This is a genomic window from Dyella kyungheensis, from assembly GCF_016905005.1.
Classification (GTDB): domain Bacteria; phylum Pseudomonadota; class Gammaproteobacteria; order Xanthomonadales; family Rhodanobacteraceae; genus Dyella; species Dyella kyungheensis.
In genome coordinates, this window is sequence record NZ_JADIKC010000004.1 from 294,600 (window position 1) to 312,950 (window position 18,351).

Sequence of the window (18,351 nt, forward strand, 5' to 3'; positions counted from 1 at the left end):
GCGCACAGGGTGCGCTCCCACAGTCTTCTTCTGGTGCCGCTCAGTTCGGCAGCGGCACCGATTCCAGATCGAACGGCACATGCCGTGGAATGCCCGCATCGTCGCCCTTGTGCGCAAACAGCAGGCCGTACTTCGATTCGATGAAGTAGACGCGGTGATGGGCGATCACGCCGCCGGACGGATCGTTGAGTCCGGCCACCAGCGTCTGCAGCGAACTGGCGCGATCGCCCGACAGCGTGGCCAGCGAGATCTGCCCGCCGTAGGGGCCGTCGTGCCCGAACGCATTGCTCTCGAAGATGACCAGACGGTCAGGACCTGCCGTGCGAATGCCGTCGGCATTCTTCAGCGTGCGTGGCATCTCGATGCGCGTGACGGCGCTGGCGCTGCCATCGGATTGGATGTCGATGCGCAGCAGATACGATGCAGCGGTCACCGTGCTCACGTACACATGGTGGCGATCAATGGCGATGCCGTTGAGCTTGAAACCTTCCGGACCCGCGCTGAAGGCGGTGTCTTCCTTCCACACCTGCAGCGCGGCATCACCGTCGCGCCAGCGGAATACGCGCGGTTGGAACGAGTCGGTGACGTAGATGTTTCCCTGCTCGTCCTGGGCGAGGTCGTTGCAGTAACCCTTGTCGGGCAGCTCGTAACTGGCGCGCGGCGCGCCGGTGGCGAGGTCGTAGCTCTTGAGTGCGCTCGGCCGGGTGGGCACGGTGGTGTAGCCCAGCGTGCCCGAACAGATCCACAGCAATCCACGACGTGCATCGACCAGCACGCCTTGCCCGTTGGACAGTCCGTTGGAACCGGGCTTTACCAGCACCTCCGCCTGGTCGGCGCCGGGCTTCAGTCGCGCCACCGCGCCCTGGCGCCAGCTGCCCACGTAGAACGAGCCGTCGGGACCCACGGCAGCGCTTTCGGGGTACCAGTCTTCGGGCAGCGAGCGCGTGGACGGCGCCACGTCAGCGGCGTGGCCAGTGGCCGCCCAAGCCAGCGAGCAGGCCAGCGCGAGGCGGCACAGCAGGGTCGAGGTCGTCATCGCGGTACTCCCTAGGAAATGAGGCAGGGATTGTTGGCGGCCGCTCCTGGTTTATAAATGCGCTTCTGCTTCCTTCACTTCACAGTGAGGCTTTGGAATGGATCGTCTGACCAGCATGGCGGTGTTCGTTCGCACGGTAGAGAAGGGCAGCTTTGCGGCAGCGGCCGAGGAGTTCGGCCTCTCGACCACCATGGTCGCCAATCATGTGCGCGCACTGGAGCAACAACTGGGCGCGCAATTGCTGGAGCGCACGACGCGCCGCCATCACCTCACGGAAATCGGCACGGCCTACCTTGAGCGCTGCCGCGACGTGCTCAGCAGCGTGCAGGCGGCCGACCAGGTGGCCGAAGCCTTGCGCGCGGTGCCCCAGGGCACGTTGCGGGTCACGGCGCCGGTGACCTGGGGGGCGCACCGGTTGATGCCGGTGATCGGTGCCTATATGGCCAGCTATCCCAAGGTGCAGGTGGAACTGAGTCTCAACGACCGCGTGGTCGACATGCACGAGGAAGGCTTCGACGTGGCGATCCGCTCGGGCCCGCTGGCCGACGATGCATTGGTGGCCCGTCCGTTGGCACCATCGCGCATGTTCGTCGCGGCCAGTCCGGGCTATCTGGACATCCACGGCATACCGCAGCAGCCCGGGGATCTTGCCAGGCATGCCTGCCTGGGCTTCATGGCGTGGGGTCGTCATCACCACTGGCGGTTCACCCAAGGCGAGCGCCGCGTGGAGGTTCCCGTCGAAGGGCCGCTCGTGTGCAACAACGGACAAGCCTTGTTGACGGCCGCGCTTTGCGGTGTCGGTATAGTCGTTCAGGCAGATGTGTTGCTTGCGCCCTCGATCGAATCCGGCCGGCTGGTGCGTCTGCTGCCCGATTGGGAACTTCCGGTGCGGCACCTGCATATCGTGCGTCGTCGCGAGACACGTCCGACCGCGAAGCTGCGTACCTTCGTCGATTTCGTGATGGAGAAGCTGGCTTGATGGATGCCGTAACGAACGACCATGCCATGCGTCGCAACACCGGTATCGACCTGCTGCGCGGCCTGTCCATTTTGCTGGTGGTACTGCACCACATCGGCCTTCGCATGCCGCTGCGCAAGACGGCTCTGCTCGATGTATTCCCCAGGACGCTGCTGAGCGCGCTCAATTTCAACGGCTACGAAGCCGTCTTCATCTTCTTCGTGATCTCCGGCTTTCTCATCGCGGGCAACGCGCTGCGGCGCAGTGGCTCTCTGTCGAACATCGATCTGCGTGCCTTCTATGCGCGCCGCTTCTCGCGCATCGCACCGTGCCTGCTGTTGCTTGTTGCCGTGCTCAGCGTGCTGCATCTGGCGGGCGCGCCCGACTACACGATCGACAGGGCTGGGCAGTCGCTGCCGCGGGCCATCGTGGCGGCGCTGGGTTTTCACTTGAACTGGTACGAGGGCATGACCGGTTACCTGCCCGGCAACTGGGATGTGCTGTGGTCGTTGTCGATCGAGGAAGTGTTCTATCTCGGCTTTCCGATCGTTTGCCTGCTGACGCGACGCAGCTGGATCCTGGTGCCGATGCTCGTGCTGCTCGCGCTGTCGCTGCCGTGGACACACGCTGCGCTGGCTGGCAACGAGATCTGGCAGGAGAAGGCCTACCTGCCAGGCATGGCGGCCATCGCCACCGGCGTGCTTGGTGCATTGATCGTGCAGCGATGGTGCAGCGTGTCGCGCGGTATCGCATGGGCGCTAGGCATGACCGGTGCGCTCGGCCTTTATCTCGTGATGTTCGAAGGCAAGCTGCTGTGGCAGACGATGCATGACGGTTACATGCTGGTACTTACGGCGGCGGCGTTGTGTCTGGTGCTTGCCAGTGTCTGGACAACAGGCGTCACACCGCGCCGTGGACTGGGCTGGCTGCGCTCGTGGGGACGCTTGAGCTACGAGATCTACCTCACCCACATGTTCGTGGTGTACGGCACGGTGAGGATCTTCAAGGCGATGGGTGGTGACATGTCGCTAGGTTTCCTTTGGTATGTGCCGGCGCTTGCCTTGTGCTGGTTGCTTGGACACCTGGTGGAGCGCTACGTATCGACGCCTGCAGAACGTTGGCTTCGTGCAAGGTGGGTGGGCACGCCGACAGCGATGCTCGCGGTTGCCGCGGAATAGACAAATTCGGCAAAACGCCGCGCGTTTCGCTATTGCTTACGATGTATGCCGAGCGAGATTTGTTGCGCCAGTTCTCAACTTCAGTGCCTGCGGCAGCAGCGCAAAAACACCTGTCACGCAGGGAACAGCTAACGCGTCGATGCCCATGGACACTCGCGCACTCTCATTGACGGGAGTGCGGAGCGATGGAGTGCAGGGCGGATACCGGTATCGACGCGAGGTTCGAACAGGCCTGGCGTGCGCATCAACCCATGCTGTTGCGACGAGCGCGCCGATTGAGCGGCGGCCATGCGGATCGCGCCGACGAACTGCTGGCGGCCACCGCGCTCAAGGCGCTGCAGTTCACGCGTCATCGTCCGCATTTCATGGAACATCCGAAGGGCTTCCTGTTCGTTGTCCTTCGGCATGTCTTCGTCGATGGCGTGCGCCGGAGTGTGCGTGAAGGATTGGTATTCGACGATAGCGTCGACGTGCACGACGGCAAGATGGCCGTCGACGGTTATGCCGCGCCTTCCGCGATGCAGCGGCTGGAAGTGACCCAGCAGATCGCCTGCATCGAAGCCGCGCTGCGAACGATGAGTCCCGCCCAGCGCCGGCTGTTTGCGTTCCGCTTCATCGACGACTTGCCCTATCCGCAGATCGCCGAACGGCTGGGCGTCAACCAGCCCCTGCTGCGCAAGCGCGTGCAGCTGATACGCGACCGGCTGCGCACGGAAGTCGGTCGCGCCGCCACGCCGCGAGAGGAATCGACGCGCGCCACGGTTTTCACAGTCGTCGATGCCCGTCGTTATGAGAAGGGCAGCGGCCAGCGCCGCGACCTGCCAACACCGCCGACCAAAGGAAACAGTCATGGCTGACCCTCAAGTCAACGCCCAGATTACCGATGCCATTACGCAGACGAACGTGAAAGTGGTTGCGGAGGCACCGGCTCAAGCGATCGCGGCGCTCTATCAGGTGGCCAGTCATTCGGCGGGCCTCTCGTTGCAGAACGCGGTGCACAGCCAGCAGGCGCTCAATCAGATCTCCAACGCCGTGGTGTCGAGGGCCGTCGCGATGATCATGTCCATCGCCGACAAACCCTAGACGACTTTTCGCGAGTGGGATTGGGTTTTGGCGTAAGAGAGGAACGCGTACATGGCCTTCTGGTCGAAATGGATCTCGGGCAACCGGTCGCCGCGCGCAGCCAGCGGCGAAGACGATGGAGGGAATGCCGGTACGCCCGCGCAGGGGCCGGCACCTGCACCTGCACCGGCACCGGCACCATCGCCAGCGCCGCCACCACCGCCGACGAATGTGCGTTCGCTGATGACGGAACGGATGCTGTCGCAAAACCCGTCACCGCCGAACACCGATGCACTCGCACCCGCCATCGTGCAGGCGGTGCAGTTGAGCAACGCGGAGACGGCCAGCTATGCGCCTTCGCAGATCGCGCTGGGTCCCGACATGATGATCAGCCAGGCGTCGGGCCTGGTGGCGCAGGCGGCAGCGAACTATTTCGATGGCGTGAGCAAGCTGGTGTTGGCGAGCCAGAGTGTGTTGCTCAAGCAGATGACCCAGGCCTTGGCCGAGCAGAACCTCGAACAAGCCGGCGAAGACGCGTTGGGCATCGTCGCCACCGACCTGCTGATGGGCGCCGCCGCCGCCGTGGCTGCTGCCGCCGGCGCGATGGAAGCGGAGTCCGCCAGTTTCGCGATCGATCGCATCGACCAGAGCATCGCCAAGTACAGCAGCGTGCTGGCCGCTCGCAAGACGCCACCGCAATAAGCCGGACGGCAAGCAACGCCGCCTCTCGACCCACGCGTTACGAGGAGTTCCCATGGCCTATTTCACGCTTTCGTCGCCTACCCGGGTATTCGAGTACCCATACGATTTCCACAGTCACCTGGGCGGCATCCTGCCGGTGCGGAGCAAGAACGTACCCTCGCTCGCCAGCTGGCTGGCGGGACCGAGCGACGAGAAGGGCGAGCAGGCGCTGTTCGAACAAGCGCTGCGTTACATGCTCGAGTCCAACCCCTTCGAGCTGTTGGCGCACCGCGCCGACAAGACCGGCTATGAGCGCGGCGAATGCACGGCGGAGAACATCTACTTCGCCAGCGTGCTGATCGCCCAGCGCATGCAACCGCGTGAACAGATCGATGTCTTGCCGGTCACCGATCCGGCGTTGTATCGCGCCGCCATGCAGTCGGTGCAGGCCGCCATGGCAAGTAACGGCGAAGATCGGGACTGGATGCTGGCGCTGATGCGCTACTTCAACGGCAAGATCTACTCGAGCAACAAGTTCACGCCGTTCGACGACGCCTACAAGATGCGTTCGAGCCTGGTCGACCGGGTGAGGGCGGGCAAGGACGGCGAAGCAAAGTACATCGGCTGGATCGACGCGACGCTTCAATACCTGAAGACGCAGGGCATCAAGCATATCCAGATTCCCGCCAGCGCCAGCGACATCGATGCGCTCGATGCGCAGGTCGCGTTGTTCAACGCCCATCAGAACACCGAATACCGCGTGCTCGTGCATACCCCGTCCGCCTACGTGAGCGGTCGCCGGTTCGCCGATGAGCTGGAGGCGATCCTCAAGAAGCTGCTCGAGGAGAAGTTGAAGGTGACCATCGGGTTGGATGTGCTTGGCGTGGAGAATCGCGTCGCCAACTACGAGGTCCTGTTCGACTTCCTGCGCAAGAACCAGGACACATTGACCGAACTGCTCAGGGACAAGCGGTTGCGTTCGGTGATCGTGCATATCCACAACGGCGAGGGAGCCAGTGCCGCCGCCGACCATCGCTCGATGATCGGCTATTACCTTGCGTACGGCGATCCTGCGCCGGATGGCGACTTCTACAGGGCGCTGGCCGCGTACATCAGTCGCTGTGTGCAGACGGCGACCGAGCGGCGCGCCACCGAGAGCGCGGGCAGTCGTGGAGCGCCAGGTTATGGCGCAGGCATGTTCTCGCGCCTGTTCGACGAGCTGTTCATCAGCAATTCGTTGACCTACCGGGGCTGCCGCCTGCGCCGCTTCGACGTCAACGGCGAGCGCAGCCGCGAGCTGGCGGCCTACAACGGCAAGCGCAGCGTCATGGCCTTGAGCGAGATGTTCGACGCGCCGGTAACGAAGGGTGAGGACGGTAGCTGGTACGAGCTGTTGACGGGCGTGGATTCGCCATACACCTTCCGGCTCGGGCACGACTACTACTACCGCAATTTCATGGCGGCGAAGTATCCGGTGATCGCCTTCGACACCAATCTCGGCAGCAACGCCATCACCGGAGCGGCGGGCCTGTTCAAGTCGGCGGAGTCCTATCGGATCAACAAAGGCTTCCGTCATCTGGACGGCTATATCGATACGGACGTGCTGGTGGCGGCATCCACCTCGGTGGCGTACATGTTCAGCGATGCGCTTACCCAGGAGCAGATCGAGTTCTTCTTCGAAGTAAGCAAGCTGGAGGGGCCCATCGAAGCCGTGCTGAGCAAGGGCAACGTCGCCGAAACGATCCATGGCTATCTGCAGGCCGCGCTGGGGCCGCTCGCCAGGTTCGTCGACGAGAACGATTACAAGCGCTATGTCCGCCTGGTCTCGGGCATTGTCGGGACCTCGGCGCAGCCCTCGGTTCGCTACCAGGCCATGACGCGGGTGTACGCCGTATTCCAGAACTGGCGCTCGTACTTGTTGGGTGCCGACGGGCAGGGCGTCGAGCACAGCGATATCCAGGACGAGTTCGTCCGCATGGTCCTGATGGTGGCCTACAACCTGCTTCCGGTCGGGCAGAGCGTGTTGAGCACGGACACGCTGTTCGACCTGCAGGCCCTGATGGTGCTGATGGCCGATTGCTACTGGATGCACACGGTGGGCGATTTCCGCAAGGAGGTCAGCTGGGCTGAGCGCAACATCGAGAAGCTCGAGGGTTACCAGTCCCCGGCGTCGGTGGTGAGCCTGCAGCGCGGACAGGTGTCGCAGGGTTCGTAAATCGTTGGCACGCAGAGGACATCCCATGACCACGCCATCCGGCGACGAGATCGTGAACGACTTCACCGGGCGCGGCTTCGGCGAACTGGCCGCACCTCGCAAGGCCTCCTCGCCTCCGGCAGCAGCCCCGGCGAAGAAGCCTTCGAGAGCGCTCGTGCCCATCGCTGCGCGCAAGCCGGCATCGCATGCCGATGCACCGGGACAACGACGCAAACGCACGCGCGAGCAACGGCTGGTGCTTGCACTCGCCCGTCTGCTAGCCGCGCGCATGCGCTGAACGCCGGAGATCTCCCCATGATCGCGATCGACCAGGACAAGCTCGACGGTTTGCGTGAGCTGATCAAGTTGCTGCTCGCACTGACGCGAGCGGAGCGGCCGCGCGCCGTCTATCCATACCCGCCTTATATGCCGCCGCCGCAGCCCGCGCCGCCGGTGCCATCGCCGCCCGGCTCGAGCGAGGGAGGCATGAGCCTGGTGCGTGCGGCGGAGATCGTCGAGCGCGGCAGCGCGCACGCGCTCCAGGCGATACGCAACGGCACCGAGGAGGCCCGCAAGGCGCTCATGCAGCTGGCCGAGCAGCGCGACGTCGAGCAGCAGGCGGTGGAGCAGGTGATCGAGGCGGTGGCATCGCTCAAGACCCTGCAGCACCGGCACAAGCATCAGGGCGAGAACGTCGCGCAGGAAACGCCGCCGACGTCGCCGCACGCGCACGCAGCCGGTCCGCACGACGCGCAAACCGCGGGCACGCGGCGCAAGCGTTGATTCACGCGGGCTCGTTCCAATCGTTTCACTTTCATGTACGGGAACGCCGTACCCACCCAGAGGAGCACTCAACATGCCTATCCCCATTTCGGTCAATTCGCAGATCACCGACGCGGTCACCCAGTCCAACGTGAAGGTGATCGCCGAAGGTCCGGCCATGGCCATGGGTTCGATCTTCCAGACCATGGCGCATTCCACCGGCCTGCTCTACGAGAACGCGGTGTCGGCCTCGCAGCAGCAGAACACGCTGTCGCAGGCCTCGACCAACCAGGGCGTAATGCAGATCTACAGCCTCGATACCACCGCGACGGCGGCGGCGACGGAGAAGGTCGCGCAGGGCGGCGTGGCCGACAACCTCACCAGCCTGATGAGCGTGATGAGCGCCTTCAACAACCAGTGACGCCGGTGCGCGCCTGGTGCGCGCGCATCGTCAACCGTTTTTTATCGCGGCACAGCCGCTTCATTGCATGGAGTTGAATCATGACCGTGAACAGCCAGATCACCGATGCCGTTACCCAGACCAACGTGAAGGTCGTCGCCGAAGCGCCGGCCATGGCGATGGGTTCGATCTACCAGACCATGGCCCACTCGACCGGCATCCTGTTCGAGAACGCCGTGGCGGCACAACAGCAGCAGAACTCGCTGTCGCAGGCCGCCGCCAACCAGGGCGTGATGCAGATCTACAGCCTGGACACCACCGCCACCGGTGCCGCCAGCGAGAAGGTGGCGCAGGGTGGCGTGGCGGACAACCTGACCAGCTTGCTGAGCGTGCTCAACGCGTTCCGCAGCAGCTGAAGCGATCGGCCGGGCGGGAGCGGACGGGTACGCCTGTCCGTCCCGCCGAGACGGGCGTGGCGATCACGCTACCGTTATCGGCGACTAGGCAGGTTATGGAGAACAAGACTCCCGGGCCAGCGGGCTGGATGTCGGTTCCCGCGGGTAGTTCGGGCACGAGCGTTCGATAGTCGGGACGGCGCGGTCCGCATCGAGGACGATGCATGGCGCTTGTCCTTAGGGGGCAATCAGCATGGAACTGGCTACGCGGCACGCGTCGCGCACGGTCGTGCGCAGCGGCCGTTCGACAGTCTTGGACGCGGAAGGGCGCCGCGCCTTGCTTGCGCGGTCCGAATTGTTTGCCGGCCTTCCCGCCCCGGTGCTGGACGATTTGGCCGAGCGTTCGCATGGACGCTACCTGGACAGCGGCGAACTGGTCTTCCGCAACAACGATCCCGCCGATTTCGCCGCCTTGGTAGCGGAAGGCGCGGTGTACGCGATTCTCTACGGCCCGGACGGGCGCGAATTGATCGTGGACATGGCCGGCTCCGGCCAGGCGATCGGCGAGGCGGCATTGCTGGGCGCGAGTGTTCATCACTTCACCGCCGTCGCCGTCGGTATGGCGACCGTGTTGCTGCTGCGTCGCGTGCATCTGGCGAGGCTGCTGACCGAGCCGCAGTTCCTCAATCGCGTGCTGCTGCTTCTGGCCGCACGCGTCAGCCGCACTGCGAAGGCGCTGGAAACGATGTGCCTGTACAGCCTGGAATCGCGGCTGGCGCGTTACCTGCTGGATGCGGCCGAGCGCGACGGGCGTGGCGTCGGGCAGATCCAGTTGCCGCCCACGCAGGGCATTCTCGCTTCCATGCTCAACGCGAGCCGGCCCAAGTTGAATGCGTTGTTGCAGGGCTGGCAGCGCGCGGGATTGATCAGTCGCGAGCGCAACGTGCTTTACGTGCACGATTTCGAGCAGCTCCGACGCAAGGCCTGCGCGCCGGAGCGTCGCTTTTAGCGCAATTCAGCGATAGCGGTTGATGGTGTCGCGCAGATCCAGCGCGGCGTCGCGCGCTGCCTGGGCGAAGTCCTCGCCATTGCCGGCGTAGAGGATCGCGCGCGACGAGCTGATCATCAGGCCGGTGCCGTCGTTCGTGCGGCCATGCTTGAGCACGGCTTCCACGTCGCCGCCTTGCGCACCGATGCCCGGCACCAGCAACGGCATGTCGCCGACGATGGCGCGCACCTTGCCCAGCTCTTCGGGCCAGGTCGCACCGGTGACGAGGGCGCAGTTGCCGTGCACGTTCCAGTCGCGCGCGATGGTTTCGGCCACGCGCAGATAGAGCGGCAGCCCGCCGCAATCGAGTGCCTGGAAATCCGCGCCGCCCGGATTCGATGTGCGGCACAGCAGGATCACGCCCTTGTCGGCACGTTCGAGGAACGGCTGGGCGGAATCGCGGCCCATATAGGGGTTGAGCGTCACGGCATCGGCACGGTAGCGATCGAATGCCTCGCTGGCATAGTGCTGTGCGGTGCTGCCGATATCGCCGCGCTTGGCGTCGAGGATCACCGGCAAGCCGGGATGCTTGTCGTGGATGTGCGCGATCAATCGCTCAAGCGCGTCTTCGGCTCGCAGCGCGGCGAAGTGCGCGATCTGTGGCTTGTACGTGCAGACGACGTCGGCGGTGGCGTCGACGATGTCACGGCAGAATTCGAACACCGCGTCCGGGCGACCCTTGAGGTGCGCGGGAAATTTCGCGGGCTCGGGATCGAGACCGACGCAGACGAGGGAGTCATGGTCAGCCCATGCCTGTTGCAGGGATTGCATGAAGTGCATCGGGTTTTCCTCGTCGCTGCCTTTCACTCCCTCTCCCCTCCGGGGAGAGGGTTGGGGTGAGGGGACAATCTTGCGGTATCGCTGATTTGAAATCTGATTCTTTTGAGGATCGGGGCAAGCCGTGCCCCCTCACCCCAGCCCTCTCCCCAAAGAGGAGAGGGAGCAGGAGCGGGCTTACGCCAGCTTCTTGTACTTCACACGATGCGGGCCGGCGGCTTCGTCGCCGAGACGGCGCTTCTTGTCGGCTTCGTACTCGTTGTAGTTGCCCGGGAAGAACTCCACGTGCGAATCGCCTTCGAACGCGATGATGTGCGTGGCGATGCGATCGAGGAACCAGCGGTCATGCGAGATCACCATCGCGCAGCCCGGGAATTCCAGCATCGCGTCTTCCAGCGCGCGCAGCGTTTCGACGTCCAGATCGTTCGACGGTTCGTCGAGCAGCAGCACGTTGCCACCCTGCATCAGCGTCTTGGCCAGGTGCAGGCGACCGCGCTCACCGCCGGACAGGCTGCCCACCATCTTCTGCTGGTCGGTGCCCTTGAAGTTGAAGCGGCCGATATAGGCACGCGACTGCAACTCGTAGCGGCCGATGGTGATGATGTCGGCGCCGTCGGAGACTTCCTGCCACACGTTCTTGTTCGGATCGAGGCTGTCGCGCGACTGGTCCACATAGGCCAGCTGCACGGTGTGGCCGAGCTTCACTTCGCCCTGGTCCGGCTTTTCCTGACCGGTGATCAGCTTGAACAGGGTCGACTTGCCGGCGCCGTTCGGGCCGATCACGCCGACGATGGCGCCCGGCGGGATCTTCATCGACAGGTCGTCGATCAGCAGGCGATCGCCAAAGGACTTGGACACGTTCTTGAACTCGATCACTTCCTGGCCCAGGCGCTCGCCCGGCGGGATGTAGAGTTCGTTCGTTTCGTTGCGCTTCTGGTACTCGACCGAGTTCAGCTCTTCGAAGCGGTTGATACGCGCCTTGCCCTTGGACTGACGGCCCTTGGCAGCCGAACGCACCCACTCCAGTTCGCGCGCCAGCGCCTTCTGGCGGCCCTTTTCGGCGGCTTCTTCGCGGGCCAGACGCTCGCTCTTCTGTTCCAGCCAGTCGGTGTAGTTGCCCTTCCACGGGATGCCGCGGCCGCGATCGAGTTCGAGAATCCACTCGGCGGCGTGCTCGAGGAAGTAGCGATCATGGGTGACCGCCACCACGGTGCCCGGGTAGTTCTGCAGGAACTGCTCCAGCCAATCCACCGACTCGGCGTCCAAATGGTTGGTGGGCTCGTCCAGCAACAGCATGTCCGGCTTGGACAGCAGCAGGCGGCACAGCGCCACGCGGCGCTTTTCACCACCGGACAGCGGCCCGATCTTGGCATCCCACGGCGGCAGGCGCAGCGCGTCGGCGGCCACTTCGAGCTGACGCTCCAGGGCATGCGCATCGTTCACGGCCAGGATGTTTTCCAGCTCCTGCTGTTCCTTGGCCAGCTTGTCGAAATCGGCACCGTCTTCACCGTAGGCCGCATAGACCTCTTCCAGGCGCTTCTGCGCATCGAGGATCACCGACACGCCTTCCTCGACCGCTTCGCGCACGGTCTTCTCGGGATCGAGCTGCGGTTCCTGCGCCAGGTAGCCGACCTTGATACCCGGCTGCGGGCGGGCTTCGCCCTGGAAGTCCGTGTCCACGCCGGCCATGATCTTCAGCACCGTCGACTTGCCCGCGCCGTTCAAACCCAGCAGGCCGATCTTGGCGCCGGGGAAGAAGCTGAGCGAGATGTCCTTGATGATCTGGCGCTTCGGGGGAACGATCTTGCTGACCCCGTTCATGGTGTAGATGTATTGCATGGAACCTCCGGCGGCGTGCACCTGGCCGGCCGCGAGGGCAGGCAGTGCGATCAGAGTGGGTGTAAACCACTCATTATAGCGGTTTGTGGGGTCGCTCCGGTGACGGTTGCCCGCGCCCCGCGACCGTTCCGCCCGAGTTTTGCCCGATCGCGCCCCTGCCGTCGCCCAGGCCCCGGCCATGCTGGGCTTTTTCCGGGAGCAGGCCCATGGACAGGACCCCCGCGCTGGCGCCGCCGTCTTGGCTGCGCGCAGTCCACTCACTGGACGAGGGCGCAGCCCGCTGGGCGCGCGTGCGGGGATCGTGGGCCGTCGCCCTGCACGAACTGGTGTGCTTCGGCATCAAGCAGGCAAGGGCCTGCCTGTTCGGCGGCTGCATGCTCGCTTTGTTGGTGGTCACCTGGGCTTTTTATCCCGCCGGTGCGTGGCTGGCGCGCTACGACTTCCTGGTGGTGGCGTCGCTGGCCATGCAGGGGGTGCTGATCGCGCTCGGGCTGGAGACGCGGGACGAAGCGAAGATGATCCTGTGCTTCCACCTGGTCGGCACGGCCATGGAGGTGTTCAAGACGGCCATGGGCTCCTGGGTCTATCCCGAAGCGTCGTTGCTGCGCATCGGCGGCGTGCCGTTGTTCACGGGATTCATGTACGGCGCCGTGGGCAGCTATATCGCTCGCGCGTGGCGGTTGTTCGAATTCCGCTTCGTCCGCCATCCCTCCTTCGCGGCAACGGCATGGCTCGCCTTGGCGATCTACGTGAATTTCTTCACGCATCATTTCCTGCCCGACATCCGTTGGCTGCTGTTCGGGGCGCTGGCCGCCTTGTTCGGCCGCACATGGGTGTTGTTCCGCGTGCGCCATGTGTATCGCAGGATGCCGCTGCTGCTCGGCTTCGTGCTGGTGGCGCTGTTCATCTGGTTCGCCGAAAACCTGGGCACGTTCGCCTCCGCATGGCGCTACCCCGCGCAGCGCCACGGTTGGCAGCTGGTGCCGCTGGACAAGCTGGGCGCCTGGCTGTTGCTGATGGTGATCAGCTACGTGCTGGTGTCGGCGGTGGCGAGGCGCAAGCGATAAACCCCTTTGTAGGAGCGCACCCTGTGCGCGACGGCCACGCCGGGTGTATCGCTCCGTAGGTGTCGCGCACAGGGTGCGCTCCTACAGAAGGCTTCAGCGCAATGGTTTGGCGGCGTCGAACACCGCGCTGACGGTACGCGTATGCAGCGAAGCGGCGTCATAGCCCTCAGGCAGCATGCCGGCGATTTCCAGCATCACCGCGCCATGCAGGGCGGCCCAGATCTGGTGGCCGAGAATGGCAGCATCGGCGGCGACGGTACCCTCGGCGATCATCACGTTCACGTGCGCGGCGATGGTGGCCCACATCCGGTCGTGCGCCTGCCGGTAGGCGGGGTCGTCCCGCCGCGTCTCCGGGTATTCGAACATCAGCCGGTAGGTCGCCGTGTTCTCGCGGGCAAAGGCGATATAGGCATCGCGCACGGCGCGGCTGCGGGTGCGGCCGTCGCCGGGCGATTCCAGCGCGCGTTCCAGGGCTTCGGAAAAACGGTTCAGGCCGCGCGTGCGGACGGCCGTGATGATCTCTTCCTTGTTGTCGAAGTAGCGATAGGGCGTCATGGTTCCGACGCCCAGTTCGCCAGCCAGGCGCCGCATGGTGACGGCGGCCGGGCCTTCTTCGACATAGATCTTCGCCGCCGCTTCGCACAGGCGTGCGCGGAAGGCTTCGGTTTCCTGCTCGCTGAGTGCCTTGGGCACGCGTCAGTCCTTTACGTCCAGCGTCTTGCGGAAGAATGCCAAAGCGTCGGCATTGACCTGGTCATGCACCTTGGCACGGTCCACGCCAGCCGGGTCGACGCACATCGCCGGGATATCCTTGGCCAGCTCGGGCGAGCAGGGCGGCAGGAACACCCAGTGGTCGGCGTGTGGCACTTCCTTGACGGCATACAACGTCTTGATCAGCGGTTTGATGTGCTTGGCGTTCGCTTCCGGCGGCAGCACCGTGTCGTTCTGACCGTAGTACAAAAAGACCGGGATGTGCACGTTGTCGAAGCTGTGCTCGTCGAAGATCAGGCTCAGCGGCGCCATCGCGAAAACCGCTTTCACGCGCGGATCGGCGGTGTCGCCGTACTTGCCCAGCTGGGCCTGCATCTCGTTGAGCACCTGTTCCATGGTCTTGCCTTGCCTGGCGGCTTCCGCCTTGTACTTGTCGGCTTTGCCGCAGACATCCTGGTTTTGCGGATAGTGCTGGCAGAAATCGACGAAGCGGACGAAACGCGGTTTGGCGCCGGCGACCATCAGCGACGTGTAGCCGCCCGCGGAGAAACCGGCCACGCCGATGCGGTTCGCATCGATCAGGGTTTTCCACTTCGGATCGTCGAGCAGGGTAGTGATGGCGGATTTGACCTGCACCGGGCGCCCCGCCAGCACTTCGATCTTGCCGACCTTGCTGGTGTCGCGGAAGTAGTCGCCCAGCTGATTGAGCGTGGCGACCACGAAACCGTGGCTGGCGAGGTAGGCGGCCAGATCGTGGTGGCCCAGATTGCTACCACCATTGCCGTGGGAAAGGATCACCAGCGGCTTGGCGCCTGGGATGGCCGGCGCGTCAGGGGTGGCTGCGACGTCGTAGGGGCCGAACGCCGTGGTGCCGGGTGTGGGCTGCGAGGAGGGGTAGAACACATAGCCCCCGGTCGGCTTGCCGCTGACCGGATCGGGGATCTGGATCGCGCTGATGCCCACCCCGGTCACACCGGAGGCGAAGGCGGTCAGGGGCAGCAGCAAGAGCAGGGTCAGGGCGAGTGCGTGTAGCAGGGACAGCGGGCGCGCCGGGGCGCGGGACGGCTGGATCGGCATGGCGAAACTCCATGGGCTAGGTTGCGTGCAATGTACGGTACATCGTACGAAACGTAGACGCAACCCGCCCGAGGTGGCCGCAATACCACATCACGGCTACACTTTTGCGTTCTAACCTTCTCGCCACCCCCACGAGGTCAGGATGTTCCCGAAGCACGAGACGATCGCCGGTTACGACAACGAACTGGCCCAGGCCATGGCCGACGAAGCCCGCCGTCAGGAGGACCACGTCGAACTGATCGCTTCGGAGAACTACGCCAGCCCCCGCGTGATGGAAGCCCAGGGCAGCGTACTCACCAACAAATACGCCGAGGGTTACCCGGGCAAGCGCTATTACGGCGGCTGCGAGTACGTGGACGTGGCTGAAAAGCTCGCCATCGATCGCCTCAAGCAGCTGTTCGGCGCCACCTACGCCAACGTGCAGCCGCACTCGGGTTCGCAGGCCAACCAGGCCGTGTACCTGGCCCTGCTCAATCCGGGCGACACCATCCTGGGCATGTCGCTCGCCCATGGCGGCCATCTCACGCACGGTGCCAAGGTCAACGTCTCGGGCAAGTTGTTCAACGCGGTGCAGTACGGCGTGAACGAGCAGGGCCTGGTGGACTACGACGAAGTCGAACGCCTCGCGCTCGAGCACAAGCCGAAGATGATCGTGGCCGGCTTCAGCGCCTATTCGCAGGTGATGGACTGGGCGCGCTTCCGCGCCATCGCCGACAAGATCGGCGCCTACCTGTTCGTGGACATGGCGCACGTCGCCGGCCTGATCGCCGCGGGCGTGTATCCGAACCCGCTGCCGCATGCGCACGTGGTCACCTCCACCACGCACAAGACCCTGCGCGGTCCGCGCGGCGGCATCATCGTGGCGAAGGACGCCGGCGAAGAGATCGAGAAGAAGCTGCAGTCGATCGTGTTCCCGGGCATCCAGGGCGGTCCGCTGATGCACGTGATCGCCGCCAAGGCGGTGGCCTTCAAGGAAGCGCTGGAGCCGGCCTTCAAGACCTACCAGGCACAGGTGGTGAAGAACGCCAAGGCGATGGCGAAGACGTTCATCGAGCGCGGCTACAAGATCGTCTCCGGCGGCACCGAAAACCACCTGATGCTGGTCGACCTGATCGGTCGCGACGTCACCGGCAAAGATGCCGAAGAAGCGTTGGGCAAGGCACACATCACGGTCAACAAGAACGCCGTGCCGAACGACCCGCGCAAGCCGTTCGTGACCTCGGGCCTGCGCGTGGGCACACCGGCCGTCACCACCCGCGGCTACCTGGAAGCGGACGTGGTCGAACTCACGCAGTGGATCTGCGACGTGCTCGATGCGCCGAACGATGACGCCGTCATCGCCAAGGTGCGCGACAAGGTCACGGCGCAGTGCCACAAGTTCCCGGTGTACGGCTGAGCCAATGCGCGCAACTCGCGATCACGTAAAAGTGCCCATGGCCATACTGGGTCTGGGCTTTTTGGTGCTCGTGCAGTGGGTTCCGCAGAATCTTCTCGCGGATCGGTTGTTCGCGATCGCAGTCTCGGCCAGTTCCGAAACGCTTTGGCTGATGATGCCAAAGGGCGCATGGGTCATGGCGATTGCTTTCGCCAAGACCTCGCTTGCGGTTCTGAGCTGCGTTTCATTGGTGCTCTCTGGGTGGCTTTTAGTGGGCTTTCTGGCGAAAGGCAGCGATTGGGTCAGATCGAAACGCCCATGGTTTTTCCTGCTTATCGCCATTGCACCTTGCTATTTCATGGCAGAGAAGGCCGTCGTTTTCTACAGCTATTTGTCGTTTACCGGGATCGTAGCCTGGGGACTGCTCATCGATTGTTTGGCCTTGTTTCTCGTTGGTTGCGCACCAGTCCGTTTGTTGCAACTCGCCTTGCAGGGTGAAATGTCGAAATCCCACCGGGGTTCCGTTTAAGCGAGATCTTTGAAAGGCACGCTCTCACAAAATGCATTGCCCTTTTTGCCAGCACGAAGACACCCGCGTGATCGATTCACGCCTCGCCGAGGACGGCGCCACGGTGCGTCGTCGTCGCGAGTGCCCCAAATGCAGTGAGCGCTTCAATACCTTCGAGACGGCCGAGCTCAAGCTGCCGTCGATCGTGAAGAGCGGCGAGCGGCGCGAACCGTTCGACGAACACAAGTTGCGGGTGAGTTTCGAGCGCGCCCTGCAGAAACGTCCGGTGCCGACCGACTCGGTGGACACCGCCGTGCGCGAAATCGTCAACGATTTGCGCCGCTGCGGCGAGCGCGAAGTGCCTTCGCGGCAGGTCGGTGAACTGGTGATGCGCGAGCTGAAGAAGCTCGACCAGGTGGCGTATGTGCGCTTCGCTTCGGTGTATCGGAAGTTCGAGGATGTGCAGGCGTTTCGCGAGGAGATCGAGAGGTTGGAGCGCGATTTGCCGGAGTTGGAGGCGTTGCAGCTTTCGCTTTTGGGTGAGCAGGTGGCGCGGCGGAAGAAGTCCTAAGCCCGTCATCTCGGCGCGGGCCGGTTGCTAGTCATTCCTGCGAAAGCAGGAGGCGTTTTTCAACAGCCGAAGGCTGGTCATCCAGTAACTTTGTGCGCGGTCCTCGCGATACGGCGATCTGGCTCGCCTGCAGCGGGCTTCCGTCCTCCTGCCGGAGGCCGGGTTACTTTTCTTTGCTTGCCCAAAGAAAAGTAAGGCGGTCTCTAATATCAAGTGCAACACCCCTCTGGAGGTGATGCATGGGTCAGCACTACAACCATCTAAGCGCCGAAGAGCGAGGCGCGATCATGGTGGGCAAGGCACGTGGAGAGAGCGCCCGGCAGCTGGCGATGCTGCTGGGCCGGTCGCCCAGTACGATCTCACGGGAGCTGGCGCGTAACGGGCACCGCGAGCCGTCAGGCAGCCCTCGTCTGGGGCGCCCGACGCTCGGCTATGACGCTTGTCGCGCCGGCCATCGGGCCCGTCGCTTGGCCCATCAGGCGCGTCGGCCGCGTAAGTTGCATCGTGAGAGTGCCTTGTGGCGTCAGGTGCGCTCCTTGTTGGCCCGGCGCTGGTCACCGCAAGAGGTGAGCCGCACACTGCGCCGACAGCATCCCGACGAGCCGGCCAAGCACGTGTCTCACGAGACGATTTACACCGCGATCTATGCAGCTCCCCGCGGGGAGCTGCGGCGAGGGCTGGTGGCACTGTTGCGCCAGCACAAGTGCGCGCG

At 64.2% G+C, this 18,351-nt stretch carries 21 protein-coding genes; 16 read left to right on the forward strand and 5 right to left on the reverse strand.

The features are described from left to right. Positions 1-40: 40 nt before the first annotated feature. Entirely contained in the window at positions 41-1,036 is a 996-nt protein-coding gene (locus tag ISP20_RS11225) for an SMP-30/gluconolactonase/LRE family protein (protein ID WP_204636177.1), read from the reverse strand. A 97-nt stretch (positions 1,037-1,133) separates the two neighbouring features. On the opposite strand from ISP20_RS11225, the gene ISP20_RS11230 reads away from it, so the two are divergent. The 11 genes from ISP20_RS11230 to ISP20_RS11280 all read left to right on the forward strand — a co-directional run bounded on the left by ISP20_RS11230 (position 1,134) and on the right by ISP20_RS11280 (position 9,675). Next, positions 1,134-2,015 carry a LysR family transcriptional regulator gene (locus ISP20_RS11230; RefSeq protein WP_204636178.1) on the forward strand — a complete coding sequence of 294 codons (882 nt, stop codon included), beginning with the start codon at positions 1,134-1,136 and terminating at the stop codon, positions 2,013-2,015. After that, on the forward strand, positions 2,015-3,172 hold the full coding sequence (locus ISP20_RS11235) for an acyltransferase family protein (RefSeq protein ID WP_204636179.1): 1,158 nt from the start codon (positions 2,015-2,017) through the stop codon (positions 3,170-3,172). Before ISP20_RS11230 ends, ISP20_RS11235 begins: the two co-directional genes overlap by 1 nt. A 185-nt stretch (positions 3,173-3,357) precedes the next feature. Next, entirely contained in the window at positions 3,358-4,029 is a 672-nt protein-coding gene (locus ISP20_RS11240; protein ID WP_275586794.1) for an RNA polymerase sigma factor, read from the forward strand. Continuing rightward, positions 4,022-4,255: a RebB family R body protein gene (locus tag ISP20_RS11245; protein WP_199099734.1), complete on the forward strand. Its 234-nt coding sequence runs from the start codon at positions 4,022-4,024 to the stop codon at positions 4,253-4,255. The genes ISP20_RS11240 and ISP20_RS11245 overlap by 8 nt, the downstream gene beginning before the upstream one ends. A 51-nt stretch (positions 4,256-4,306) precedes the next feature. Beyond that, positions 4,307-4,936 carry a hypothetical protein gene (locus tag ISP20_RS11250; RefSeq protein ID WP_239535671.1) on the forward strand — a complete coding sequence of 210 codons (630 nt, stop codon included), beginning with the start codon at positions 4,307-4,309 and terminating at the stop codon, positions 4,934-4,936. Positions 4,937-4,988: 52 nt separating this feature from the next. Beyond that, on the forward strand, positions 4,989-7,130 hold the full coding sequence (locus ISP20_RS11255; RefSeq protein ID WP_204636181.1) for a hypothetical protein: 2,142 nt from the start codon (positions 4,989-4,991) through the stop codon (positions 7,128-7,130). A gap of 25 nt (positions 7,131-7,155) precedes the next feature. Then, entirely contained in the window at positions 7,156-7,407 is a 252-nt protein-coding gene (locus ISP20_RS11260) for a hypothetical protein (protein ID WP_204636182.1), read from the forward strand. A 17-nt stretch (positions 7,408-7,424) separates the two neighbouring features. After that, entirely contained in the window at positions 7,425-7,892 is a 468-nt protein-coding gene (locus tag ISP20_RS11265) for a hypothetical protein (RefSeq protein WP_204636183.1), read from the forward strand. Between the two features lie 73 nt (positions 7,893-7,965). Continuing rightward, the gene (locus ISP20_RS11270; protein WP_204636184.1) at positions 7,966-8,292 is read left to right on the forward strand and encodes a RebB family R body protein; all 327 of its coding nucleotides are present in this window, start codon (positions 7,966-7,968) and stop codon (positions 8,290-8,292) included. An 80-nt stretch (positions 8,293-8,372) separates the two neighbouring features. Further along, positions 8,373-8,687 carry a RebB family R body protein gene (locus ISP20_RS11275; RefSeq protein ID WP_204636185.1) on the forward strand — a complete coding sequence of 105 codons (315 nt, stop codon included), beginning with the start codon at positions 8,373-8,375 and terminating at the stop codon, positions 8,685-8,687. A gap of 232 nt (positions 8,688-8,919) precedes the next feature. Beyond that, positions 8,920-9,675 (forward strand): Crp/Fnr family transcriptional regulator, encoded by a 756-nt coding sequence (locus ISP20_RS11280; RefSeq protein WP_204636186.1) that lies wholly within the window; start codon positions 8,920-8,922, stop codon positions 9,673-9,675. 6 nt (positions 9,676-9,681) lie between these two features. Here ISP20_RS11280 and pyrF read toward each other — a convergent pair whose 3' ends face one another. Together pyrF and ettA are read right to left on the reverse strand one after the other, a co-directional pair. After that, a complete protein-coding gene (gene pyrF, locus ISP20_RS11285) occupies positions 9,682-10,494 on the reverse strand; it encodes an orotidine-5'-phosphate decarboxylase (protein ID WP_204636212.1) in 813 nt (270 codons plus the stop codon). A 174-nt stretch (positions 10,495-10,668) separates the two neighbouring features. Beyond that, positions 10,669-12,330 carry an energy-dependent translational throttle protein EttA gene (gene ettA / locus ISP20_RS11290; protein WP_204636187.1) on the reverse strand — a complete coding sequence of 554 codons (1,662 nt, stop codon included), beginning with the start codon at positions 12,328-12,330 and terminating at the stop codon, positions 10,669-10,671. A gap of 206 nt (positions 12,331-12,536) precedes the next feature. Between ettA and ISP20_RS11295 the strand changes: the two genes are divergently transcribed. After that, complete coding sequence (locus ISP20_RS11295; protein WP_204636188.1) at positions 12,537-13,397, forward strand: DUF817 domain-containing protein; 861 nt, start codon at positions 12,537-12,539, stop codon at positions 13,395-13,397. A 93-nt stretch (positions 13,398-13,490) separates the two neighbouring features. Here the strand turns inward: ISP20_RS11295 and ISP20_RS11300 are convergent, their stop codons facing one another. Beyond that, the gene (locus ISP20_RS11300; protein WP_204636189.1) at positions 13,491-14,090 is read right to left on the reverse strand and encodes a WHG domain-containing protein; all 600 of its coding nucleotides are present in this window, start codon (positions 14,088-14,090) and stop codon (positions 13,491-13,493) included. Positions 14,091-14,093: 3 nt separating this feature from the next. Continuing rightward, entirely contained in the window at positions 14,094-15,185 is a 1,092-nt protein-coding gene (locus ISP20_RS11305; RefSeq protein ID WP_204636190.1) for an alpha/beta hydrolase family protein, read from the reverse strand. A gap of 142 nt (positions 15,186-15,327) precedes the next feature. Here ISP20_RS11305 and glyA point away from each other — a divergent pair, with 142 nt between their 5' ends. From glyA to ISP20_RS11325, 4 genes are all read left to right on the forward strand, one after another. Then, complete coding sequence (glyA, locus tag ISP20_RS11310; RefSeq protein ID WP_204636191.1) at positions 15,328-16,581, forward strand: serine hydroxymethyltransferase; 1,254 nt, start codon at positions 15,328-15,330, stop codon at positions 16,579-16,581. Positions 16,582-16,618: 37 nt separating this feature from the next. After that, a complete protein-coding gene (locus ISP20_RS11315; RefSeq protein ID WP_204636192.1) occupies positions 16,619-17,089 on the forward strand; it encodes a hypothetical protein in 471 nt (156 codons plus the stop codon). Positions 17,090-17,120: 31 nt separating this feature from the next. After that, positions 17,121-17,639, forward strand: coding sequence for a transcriptional regulator NrdR (nrdR, locus tag ISP20_RS11320; protein WP_204636193.1), 519 nt, complete (start codon positions 17,121-17,123; stop codon positions 17,637-17,639). 239 nt (positions 17,640-17,878) lie between these two features. Beyond that, on the forward strand, positions 17,879-18,351 hold a 473-nt coding region (locus tag ISP20_RS11325), incomplete at its 3' end, for a helix-turn-helix domain-containing protein (protein ID WP_204636194.1).

Excerpts from the sequence above, each read along its gene's own strand:
- ISP20_RS11225 (WP_204636177.1), bottom strand. The coding sequence starts at position 1,036 with ATGACGACCTCGACCCTGCTGTGCCGCCTCGCGCTGGCCTGCTCGCTG.
- ISP20_RS11230 (WP_204636178.1), top strand. The coding sequence starts at position 1,134 with ATGGATCGTCTGACCAGCATGGCGGTGTTCGTTCGCACGGTAGAGAAG.
- ISP20_RS11235 (WP_204636179.1), top strand. The coding sequence starts at position 2,015 with ATGGATGCCGTAACGAACGACCATGCCATGCGTCGCAACACCGGTATC.
- ISP20_RS11240 (WP_275586794.1), top strand. The coding sequence starts at position 3,358 with ATGGAGTGCAGGGCGGATACCGGTATCGACGCGAGGTTCGAACAGGCC.
- ISP20_RS11245 (WP_199099734.1), top strand. The coding sequence starts at position 4,022 with ATGGCTGACCCTCAAGTCAACGCCCAGATTACCGATGCCATTACGCAG.
- ISP20_RS11250 (WP_239535671.1), top strand. The coding sequence starts at position 4,307 with ATGGCCTTCTGGTCGAAATGGATCTCGGGCAACCGGTCGCCGCGCGCA.
- ISP20_RS11255 (WP_204636181.1), top strand. The coding sequence starts at position 4,989 with ATGGCCTATTTCACGCTTTCGTCGCCTACCCGGGTATTCGAGTACCCA.
- ISP20_RS11260 (WP_204636182.1), top strand. The coding sequence starts at position 7,156 with ATGACCACGCCATCCGGCGACGAGATCGTGAACGACTTCACCGGGCGC.
- ISP20_RS11265 (WP_204636183.1), top strand. The coding sequence starts at position 7,425 with ATGATCGCGATCGACCAGGACAAGCTCGACGGTTTGCGTGAGCTGATC.
- ISP20_RS11270 (WP_204636184.1), top strand. The coding sequence starts at position 7,966 with ATGCCTATCCCCATTTCGGTCAATTCGCAGATCACCGACGCGGTCACC.
- ISP20_RS11275 (WP_204636185.1), top strand. The coding sequence starts at position 8,373 with ATGACCGTGAACAGCCAGATCACCGATGCCGTTACCCAGACCAACGTG.
- ISP20_RS11280 (WP_204636186.1), top strand. The coding sequence starts at position 8,920 with ATGGAACTGGCTACGCGGCACGCGTCGCGCACGGTCGTGCGCAGCGGC.
- pyrF (WP_204636212.1), bottom strand. The coding sequence starts at position 10,494 with ATGCACTTCATGCAATCCCTGCAACAGGCATGGGCTGACCATGACTCC.
- ettA (WP_204636187.1), bottom strand. The coding sequence starts at position 12,330 with ATGCAATACATCTACACCATGAACGGGGTCAGCAAGATCGTTCCCCCG.
- ISP20_RS11295 (WP_204636188.1), top strand. The coding sequence starts at position 12,537 with ATGGACAGGACCCCCGCGCTGGCGCCGCCGTCTTGGCTGCGCGCAGTC.
- ISP20_RS11305 (WP_204636190.1), bottom strand. The coding sequence starts at position 15,185 with ATGCCGATCCAGCCGTCCCGCGCCCCGGCGCGCCCGCTGTCCCTGCTA.
- glyA (WP_204636191.1), top strand. The coding sequence starts at position 15,328 with ATGTTCCCGAAGCACGAGACGATCGCCGGTTACGACAACGAACTGGCC.
- ISP20_RS11315 (WP_204636192.1), top strand. The coding sequence starts at position 16,619 with ATGGCCATACTGGGTCTGGGCTTTTTGGTGCTCGTGCAGTGGGTTCCG.
- nrdR (WP_204636193.1), top strand. The coding sequence starts at position 17,121 with ATGCATTGCCCTTTTTGCCAGCACGAAGACACCCGCGTGATCGATTCA.